This window comes from Pedobacter sp. (assembly GCF_035566355.1).
Lineage (GTDB): Bacteria > Bacteroidota > Bacteroidia > Sphingobacteriales > Sphingobacteriaceae > Pedobacter.
Genome location: NZ_DATMRL010000158.1, coordinates 1 through 9162 on the forward strand (window position 1 = coordinate 1; position 9162 = coordinate 9162).

Below are 9162 nucleotides of genomic sequence, written 5' to 3' on the forward strand. Positions count from 1 at the left end.
TTACGAGTTGGTGGGCAAATATACGCGTATGCTGATCGGTTTCTAAATAATTATTCAGTCCCGGCTGACCAACAAAAGGCATATCCTCCATACAACGTTCTATAATATCACTCATTTCCAGGAAACCCACTTTATCCTGTAAAAAGGCATTTACAACAACCTCATTTGCTGCATTTACAATACAAGGCATGTTACCCCCTTTTTTTAACGCACGAAAGGCCAGGTCAAGGTTTCTGAAATTCAAATAATCCGGAGGGAAAAAATTCAACTCGGGATAATCCATAAAATTAAAACGCGGAAACTGGCTCTCCACCCGATTCGGATAAGCTAATGCATAATGAATCGGGAGTTTCATATCCGGTAGGCCCATCTGGGCTTTCATAGATCCATCTTTAAATTGTGCAATAGAATGAACTATAGACTGCGGATGTACAATGACATCAATCTGATCAACATTTAAATCAAACAACCACCTGGCTTCAATCACTTCCAAGCCTTTATTCATCATAGATGCAGAATCGATCGTAATTTTTGCCCCCATCACCCAATTGGGATGTTTCAGGGCCTGAGCTTTAGTCACTCCAGCCAGGTAGGCACGGTCCTTTCCCCGAAAGGGACCACCTGAAGCCGTCAGATAAATTTTTTCTACCGCATCGGATGCTTCACCAACCAGGCACTGGAAAATTGCCGAGTGCTCAGAATCCACCGGAATAATCTTAACACCATGTTTTCTGGCCAGTTCCGTGATCAGTTCTCCCGCCACCACCAAGGTTTCCTTATTGGCCAATCCAATGTCTTTCCCCGCTTCAATAGCCGCAATCGTTGGTTTTAAACCCGCAGACCCGACCACAGCAGTCAAAACCAGGTCACTGACAGGCAAAGCCGCAGCTTCACATAAAGCTGATTCTCCCGCAAGAACTTTAATACCTGTTCCTGCGAGGCCATCCTTTACACTTTCATATTTCCCCTCATCAGAAATCACCACCAGTTCGGGCCTAAATTCCTTTGCCTGCTGAACCAATAAAACGTCATTAGACTGAGCCGTAAGTGCAGTAATCCGGTATCGTTCCGGATTGGCCTTCACTACTTCCAGCGCTTGTGTACCAACAGAGCCCGTTGAGCCCAGTATGCTTATATTTTTTTTAATCGCCAAAAGCTTTTTCTCCTTCAACATCTGTAAAGACGTTGTTATTTAATCGTAAAATTACTTAAACTATCCGCAATCTTTCTGTCATTCGCTAAACGGGGAACTTTATTTTGTCCACCAAGCTTCCCCTCTGCCCTCATATAACTCACAAAAGCCTCTTTTCTCAAAGGACGAATAATCAACGGCTGTAAAATCTTCCCTTCAATGAGGTCAAAGTAATAAATATTTTTCTTTTGCAAAGCCTCATCCACCCTCCTGCTAAAAGCAATAAGATCTGCAGGCATATTTCCAAACTCTATAAACCACTCATGATAAGGCAAACCACCTTCCGGATCCACCACCTGTGGTGCAACTGTGAATTCCGTAATTTCAATCCCCTCTTCATTGGCTACACTCATTAAAGCATGCTCCACTTCTTCACCAATCACATGCTCTCCAAATGCTGAAATGAAATGCTTGATCCTTCCTGTAACCATAATCCGGTAGGGATCTTTAGATACAAATTTCACCGTGTCACCAATACTATACCCCCACAAGCCCGCATTGGTATTTAAAATCAAAGCATAATTCACATCAAGTTCAATTTCACCCAGACTCAGGCGGGTAGGGTTGTCATTATAAAATTCATCTGCAGGAATAAATTCATAAAAGATCCCCGCATCAGCCAGTAAAAGTAATCCTTTATCCTTTTGACTGTCCTGATAAGCAATAAAACCTTCTGATGCAGGATAAGTCTCAATAGAATCTATCCTTCGGCCAATACTCGCCTCAATTTTAGCCCGGTAAGGTTCATAATTAACCCCTCCATACACAAAGAGTTTAAAATTAGGAAAGATGTCTTTGATCTTTCGTCCTCCTGATTTCTCCGTAAGCCGGTCGAAATACATTTGTACCCAGGGAGGTATCCCGGAAATAACCGTCATATCCTGTTCAATCGTTTCATCAACAATCGCATCGACCTTCACTTCCCAGTCTTCTATGCAATTCGTAGCGTAAGAAGGCAAACGGTTTTTCTGCAAATAGGCCGGAACCAGATTAGCCACGATACCAGACAAGCGGCCAACTTTAATTCCATTCTTCTTAGACATTACCGGACTGCCCTGGAGGAAGATCATTTTCCCATTTACAAAATCTGCATTTCCAGTTTCGTGAATATAGGTAAGCAAAGCATTTCTTGCCGCCTTGATATGCTCCGGCATAGAATCTTTAGAAATAGGAATATATTTTGCCCCCGAAGTTGTGCCCGAAGTCTTTGCAAAATACTCCGGTTTTCCCTTCCACATCACATCCCTTTCTCCCGCAACAACGCGGTCAATATAATTCTTTAACCCCTCATAATCCCTAACCGGAACCTGTTTCTTAAAATCCTCATAATTGTTGACCAACGCAAAATGATGGTCCTTTCCAAAAGAAGTTTGTTTTGCCGAAGCAATCAGATTTTTAAGGGTATCCTGCTGTGCCTTCACCGCATTCTTCTTCCACTTGTCAATCCCCTTTACCACAAAAGCGGCAAAAGGTTTGCTCAACGCTGCTTTTAATCCCATAAACCTTGTTTAAACAATATTGTGAATGATATCGGGGTGCTCATCACCTTTATACTCGCTCATCATTTTTCGATAGGCAATGGTTAAAGCAACATTAGATAAAGGAACAATGATAAAAGAACTTAAAATATTGATCAGGAAAGATATAATAGGCCATTGCATATAACTCACCAGCAGATACAAAATATAAAACCCACCCAACACAAGCAACAGCAAAAGAATTTTTGTGAAATTTCCTTTTGTAATGGCCAAACTAAATTTAATAGATCCAAAAGGTGGCTGATTCTTATCAATGATAAAAAAAGGAAAAAAAGAAATCCGGATCCAGGTAATAAAAATAGCCACGGTACCAACAGATATAGCAACATTCGTCACTACCGACATTTTTATCCCGGTATAGATAAAAGGAAAACCAACCAAGGCCACCACCGAATATACTCCAACAATGCAAAACATAAAATAACACATTGCAATTAAAAACCGGATGATCTGCTGGCGGGTAGGCAATGTACTCACAATACTGACATCATGCTCTTCATCATCAAGCAAGTGAAAAATATACTTCAGCAGGGATAAATTGAGGGTAAAATACAGCATCACAAAAAGTGCAGCCATGAAAATATTCAGACCTTTGCTCACGTCTTTGAGGAAAAAAGCCATTAAACCCGAGGCATTGGAAGTCAAAAACATTAAAAAGCATAAAGTGGCAATGGAAAAGTAATTCCTTTTCGTTAGTGTCCAGGCTTTACCAATCACCTCGTTCACCGTAAAGGTGCTTTCTTTTAAAAATTCTATCATGATTGTTTCAATACTACTCTTTTAACAAAATCCTGTATAAAACCCATGCCGTAAGCAAAAAGCTGTATAAAAGATGCAATAATACTCAAAAATGCAACTTTAACAGATTTAGTCACACTCCAGGCATGAAAAAAAATCATTGCAAATATGATCAGCAACACTGTATTACAAATATACGCCAAAGGCGGATACAATATGTTCAATATTAAAGTTAGTATAATACCAACCGTAAAAGCAGCCGGAAAGAAATGGATCAATTTCAGCTCAGCAGGGAAGTGCTTATAAATATTGATCCTCGCCCTCCCAAAGAAATGTAATTGCTTATAGAATTGGGCAAAACTCGTCCTTCTCTTATGATATACTTTTGCCGCAGGAATCAGCCCGATCTTAAAACCACTTTCGTGGATACGAATACTGTATTCAATATCCTCTCCCAATCTGGTTAAAATAAAACCACCTACCTTTTCCCAAACCTCACGCGACACCCCCATATTGAAACTGCGGGGATGGAATTGTCCTACATGTTTTTTATTCCCACGGATCCCGCCCGTTGTAAAAGGAGAAGTCATGGCATAACTGATCGCCTTTTGTACAGGACTAAAACTGCTGTGCGCCGCATCCGGACCACCATAAGCATCCAGTTTATGTTCAAAAAGGTAATCTCTTACCGTTTCCAGATAATCTGCAGGAATAAGACAATCCGAATCAAAAATGATAAAATAATCCCCTCTCGCCCGCTCAAAACCATAGTTTCTTGCAAAGCCCTGTCCGGCATTCTGTTTAAAGAAGTAATGGACATCCAGACGGTCCTGATATTTTGCAACAATCTCCTTAGCATCATGAACAGAACCATCTTCAACCACCAGCACTTCAAACTGCATATAAGTCTGTTTGGTCAGTGTAGCCAGTAATTCGTCTATTTCCTGGGGCCGATTATATAAGGGAATTATAATAGAAAAAAACATCCTTTAATTTATCTCCTTTTCTATCAGATACTGATTACGTTCAGGTGCATTACGGGTCACCAGTTCGGCTACAAAACCAGTTAAAAACAACTGAGATCCTACGATAATGGCCACTAAAGCAATATAAAATAAAGGCTGATCTGTAATTTCACGTTTATACGGAATACCCGCAGCAATATGATATAATTTCTCTCCAATCATCCATAAAGCCATAAAAGTACCCAGTAAGAAACTCAATACCCCCAGCGACCCAAAAAAGTGCATTGGGCGCTTGCCAAACTTACCTACAAAAAATATAGACAATAAGTCTAGAAAACCATTGATAAAACGGCTAAAACCAAATTTGGTTACCCCGTATTTACGGGCCCGGTGTTCCACGACCTGTTCACCAATTTTCTTAAAACCAGCCCATTTTGCAATAACAGGAATATACCGGTGCATTTCCCCATAGACCTCTATGGTTTTGACCACATCATTGCGATAGGCTTTCAAACCACAATTAAAATCATTCAGCTGAATCCCAGACATTTTCCTTGTGGCCGCATTAAACAGCTTTGTAGGAATGGTCTTTGTAATCGGATCATATCTCTTCTTCTTCCAACCGGAAACAAGATCGTACTTTTCTTCTTTTATCCTTCTGTATAATTCAGGGATCTCATCCGGGCTGTCCTGTAAATCGGCATCCATGGTAATCACTACATCGCCAACAGCAGCTTCAAAAGCCACGTTTAAAGCCGCAGACTTTCCGTAATTCCTTCTAAATTTAATACCCCTTACGCTGTCAAACTTCTCTTTGAGTTGTTCAATAATGGCCCAGGAAGAATCTGTACTCCCATCATCCACAAAGAGAATTTCGTAAGTAAAATTATGTTCAGCCATTACTTTAGCTATCCATGAGGTGAGCTCAGGCAATGACTCTTCTTCATTATATAAGGGTACTACAACCGAAATGTCCATGTATGATTAACAACAATATAAACAATCTGCAAACTTAGATAAAACTGATTAAGCATTTATGAAGATTTATAAAAAAATTCGCATTTCATCATCTCCTTTAATTAAAATCAATTCCAGCCAAAAAAAATGATAATATTATGTATACTCGCGTTTAATTTGAAACACAAAATTTAAAAATGAGATCAAGCCCCGGAACCGCTAAGCATATTACTCCCCTATATCAACGCTCCGTACTTGTTTTTCTGATTTGCACCGCATTTTTTTGTACTCATGTCTATAGTCAGGCTAAAAATTCTATTGGCGCTGGTCTGGCACTCAATGCATCCAAAGAAGGTTCAGGCTATGGAGGCGTTCTTCAGGGAGAGATCAAATTGGCAAAAGAATTCTCTGTGGTACCCTCTGTAGGTATTGAAACCCCTTATACTGGTTATTTTGGCCTGGGTGGCAAATATTATATTGAACCCGGCTTCTATATCCGTCTGGGCGCTTTAGCCTATCTGGGCGGAGAAGAAGGAAGCAATAACGGAATAGGTGCCACTGCAAGCGGAGGCTATGAGCTGATCTCGGAACAAAGAAGCATACTGGACCTCAACCTTCACGGCGATTTTATAAGGACCAATCATCAGGCAACACCTATCGTTGGTATCAGGCTAACTTACAATTTTTCATTTTCCAAGCAAGGCAGGATACAGTAAAACCTTAACGAAGTACTTCTTCTAATTTTTCGAGAAGCGCTTCCCCAAACAAGTCCTTTCCAACAATCCGTCCATCAGGACCGATCAGAAAATTCTTCGGAACAGAGGTTATCGCATACACTTGCGCAGCCTTATTATTCCAGCCTCTTAAATCACTCAGTTGCGGCCAGATTAAATGATCCTCCCCCACAGCATTCAGCCATTTTTCTCTATCTGCATCCAAAGAAACAGACAGAATCTCGAAGCCCTTGTTCTTAAACTGCAGATATAGCGTCAATAAATCTAAATTTTCACCTCTGGAAGCCTCCGACCAACTCGCCCAGAAATTCAGCAAAACATACTTACCTTTAAATGCATCTAAAGAGATGATATTTCCGTCCGCATCCGGTTCGCTGAAATCCATCGCCTTTACCCCAATAGCGGTCTGTTTTTCGACACTAAGCCTGCGCAACATTTCCTTACCGGATTTTGAATTTCTCAACCTCGGACTTAAACCACTCAACATCTTTGTAAAACTTCCGGTACGCATCATCCGGCTACGTTGTGCCACCAGATCAAGTGTCACATAAGAATCAGGATGCGTTTTTATAAAAAGTTCCTCCTTTTCCCTCATTTTTCTAACCAGAGGCTGCATTTCTGCACTAATGGCCTGAACTTTTTTGTTTGAGTCTATAGCAAATCCCTGACTCTGAATCAGCAGAGGAATCATTTCATCCTGTAAATTCAACATTTTATCCCGCTCTTCACGCTTCAAACCCTGCAGCGAGAGCAGCTCCTGCTGTGTCTTGCCCCCGGTAATTACTGCTGTATTCATTTTACTGCTGCCCTTCACCAAAACAGTTCCTTTCTCGATAAAAAAATCCTGTTCATCAATCTTTAGTAATTGCTCCACATAAGAAGTATTCGGATGATCTTCCAATGCGAGGAAACCTAATGTAGCTTTAACCGGCAGCGCTGAAGGAACCGTTCCTGAAAAATCAAAAAGCCCGTTCCTGGTCACCGTAGAATCCCGTACCTCTTTATGGTTCAGGTTATAGGCCAGCACCACCTTCATCTCCTTTTTCAGCAAGGTAAATGAACCATGAATCTTAAATATTCCCTGGGCATTTCCATTAAAGACCAGGAAAAGCAATAATACAAAAAGGCATGCCATCTTTCTCATGAACTGACTATCTAACAAAATCCACACCACAGCAACATAATGGCATCAAAAATGCGGGGAAGAAAGCTGAGTAAATTTTTAAATATGAATTATATCGAGCCCAAAGTGGCAAAACTCATTGACGCCTTCGTAGATATGATCCCTTCCCTTTTATTTGGATTAATCACCCTGTTTCTCGGAATATGGCTCATCAAATTTCTGATCGGCTTTTTAACCAGACGGTTCACCAAAGGAAATATCGACGTTTCCCTTTCCTCCTTTCTGATCAGTGTACTAAAAGCCATCCTTTATCTGTTGCTGATCCTCCAGGTTGCCTCAACGGTTGGCATTCCCACCACTTCCTTTATTGCCGTTCTGGGTACTGCTGGTCTGGCCGTTGGATTGGCCCTGCAAGGCAGCCTTTCCAATTTTGCGGGCGGAGTCCTGATCCTGCTGTTCAAACCTTTCAGAATTGGACACAGCATTTCAGCGGCCAATGGCGTAAGCGGAACTGTCCTTAAAATAGACATTCTCTACACCACCCTAAAAGCAGCTAACGGCACAACACTTTATGCCCCTAATGGCCCCCTGGCCAATGCCGTGATCAACAATACCTCAGACAATGAAACCCGGATGCTCGAATACATTATTGGAATCTCCTACAATTCCAATATAGACACCGCCAGAAAACTCATTCTGAATTTACTGGATAAAGATTCCCTGGTCCTGAAAACACCACAACCTGTCGTTCTTGTCAGTTCTCTTGGAGAAAACGCAGTGAATCTGACTATCCATGCCTGGGTAGCTAACGGTGACTACACCAAGGCCTATTACAGTAATTTTCAAAAGATAAAAGAAGAATTAGACAACAACAGTATTTCCACACCTTATCCGCAGCGGGAGGTACATATTCTGTCACCTGCCCCCACTCCAGGTGATCAAAAATAATTTAACCTGTAAAGTCCGGCCAGTTAAGGCTGGACTTTAAGTATTCCATCCTTAGTTACCCACAGCTGAACAGCCTTACTATTGTTCAGCACCACCTCCAGCTTATCACCTGCTTTATAATCCTCAGCTTTAAAACAAGCCAAAAGTTCGTCCTGAACTCCATTCAATTCAGCTTTAAGCTGTTCAATCACTTCTGTCTGGCTTTTGATCTCTTTATTCAGACCCGAAATTTCCAGTTTCAGATCCGGTGTCTGAACATCTGCCAAAAGATCCTTCACAAGTTTTTCCACCAGGGCCAGATCTTTTTCCAGTTCTAGCAACTCCGTTTTAGATTGACAAAAACTAAGTGCTAATTCATTGATTTTCATTTTATTATAATTTAACCAACAAGGTAGTCATAATAATCTGGTATCTACTGTTTTTAATGGATTGATTTAAGTATCCTGTTCCATCTGATCTTGTTCAAACCAGTTCCCAAGCTGTCCTTACTCATCCACGTAATCATAGCTTTACCCACAATATGGTCTTCCGGAACAAAGCCCCAGAAGCGGGAATCTTCAGAATTATGTCTGTTGTCGCCCATCATCCAATAGTAGTTCATTTTAAACGTATAATGATCTGTCTTTTTTCCATTGATCAAAACACCGTCTCCATTATTAACCAGGCTGTTATGCTCATAAAGTCGTATGGCCTGTCCATAAAGTGCCACTGCTGCCGAGTCCAGTTTTATTGTCCATCCCTTTTTAGGAATAGTCAGGGGACCAAAGTTGTCATTATTCCATTTAAACCAAGGATGATGAGGAAATATACTGGCATCATAAATTCCATTTGGCTCCGTCATTGGTGTAATAGATAGAATTCCAGGACAATTTTTCAAACGGCTATAATTATGTACTGGAATAATCATTTCATAACTACCATCATTGAACTGTTGCCGCACTTCTACACGCAGATCCTCCAGAAATGA

10 protein-coding genes are annotated in these 9162 nt (G+C 40.9%); 2 read left to right on the plus strand and 8 right to left on the minus strand.

All coding sequences use genetic code 11. The features are described from left to right. The 5 genes from VNZ46_RS06215 to VNZ46_RS06235 form a co-directional block, all read right to left on the minus strand. Nucleotides 1-1174, minus strand: a 1174-nt coding sequence (locus VNZ46_RS06215) for a 1-deoxy-D-xylulose-5-phosphate reductoisomerase (RefSeq protein ID WP_325559232.1), incomplete at its 3' end; no start/stop codon positions are given. A gap of 14 nt (nucleotides 1175-1188) precedes the next feature. Then, nucleotides 1189-2691 (minus strand): GH3 auxin-responsive promoter family protein, encoded by a 1503-nt coding sequence (locus VNZ46_RS06220; protein WP_325559233.1) that lies wholly within the window; start codon nucleotides 2689-2691, stop codon nucleotides 1189-1191. Between the two features lie 9 nt (nucleotides 2692-2700). Then, nucleotides 2701-3489, minus strand: a complete 789-nt coding sequence (locus VNZ46_RS06225; protein ID WP_325559234.1) for a hypothetical protein — start codon at nucleotides 3487-3489, stop codon at nucleotides 2701-2703. Beyond that, complete coding sequence (locus VNZ46_RS06230) at nucleotides 3486-4454, minus strand: glycosyltransferase (protein ID WP_325559235.1); 969 nt, start codon at nucleotides 4452-4454, stop codon at nucleotides 3486-3488. The genes VNZ46_RS06225 and VNZ46_RS06230 overlap by 4 nt, the downstream gene beginning before the upstream one ends. Nucleotides 4455-4457: 3 nt before the next feature. Next, nucleotides 4458-5411 (minus strand): glycosyltransferase family 2 protein, encoded by a 954-nt coding sequence (locus VNZ46_RS06235; protein WP_325559236.1) that lies wholly within the window; start codon nucleotides 5409-5411, stop codon nucleotides 4458-4460. Between the two features lie 176 nt (nucleotides 5412-5587). Between VNZ46_RS06235 and VNZ46_RS06240 the strand changes: the two genes are divergently transcribed. Next, complete coding sequence (locus tag VNZ46_RS06240) at nucleotides 5588-6106, plus strand: hypothetical protein (RefSeq protein WP_325559237.1); 519 nt, start codon at nucleotides 5588-5590, stop codon at nucleotides 6104-6106. A 4-nt stretch (nucleotides 6107-6110) separates the two neighbouring features. Here VNZ46_RS06240 and VNZ46_RS06245 read toward each other — a convergent pair whose 3' ends face one another. Continuing rightward, nucleotides 6111-7268 (minus strand): TlpA disulfide reductase family protein, encoded by a 1158-nt coding sequence (locus VNZ46_RS06245; protein WP_325559238.1) that lies wholly within the window; start codon nucleotides 7266-7268, stop codon nucleotides 6111-6113. Between the two features lie 84 nt (nucleotides 7269-7352). Between VNZ46_RS06245 and VNZ46_RS06250 the strand changes: the two genes are divergently transcribed. After that, nucleotides 7353-8195, plus strand: coding sequence for a mechanosensitive ion channel family protein (locus VNZ46_RS06250; RefSeq protein WP_325559239.1), 843 nt, complete (start codon nucleotides 7353-7355; stop codon nucleotides 8193-8195). A 23-nt stretch (nucleotides 8196-8218) separates the two neighbouring features. On the opposite strand, the gene VNZ46_RS06255 is transcribed toward VNZ46_RS06250, so the two are convergent. Further along, a complete protein-coding gene (locus VNZ46_RS06255) occupies nucleotides 8219-8563 on the minus strand; it encodes a hypothetical protein (protein ID WP_325559240.1) in 345 nt (114 codons plus the stop codon). 53 nt (nucleotides 8564-8616) lie between these two features. After that, nucleotides 8617-9162: signal peptidase I (lepB, locus tag VNZ46_RS06260; RefSeq protein WP_325559241.1), on the minus strand; the 546-nt coding region annotated here is incomplete at its 5' end.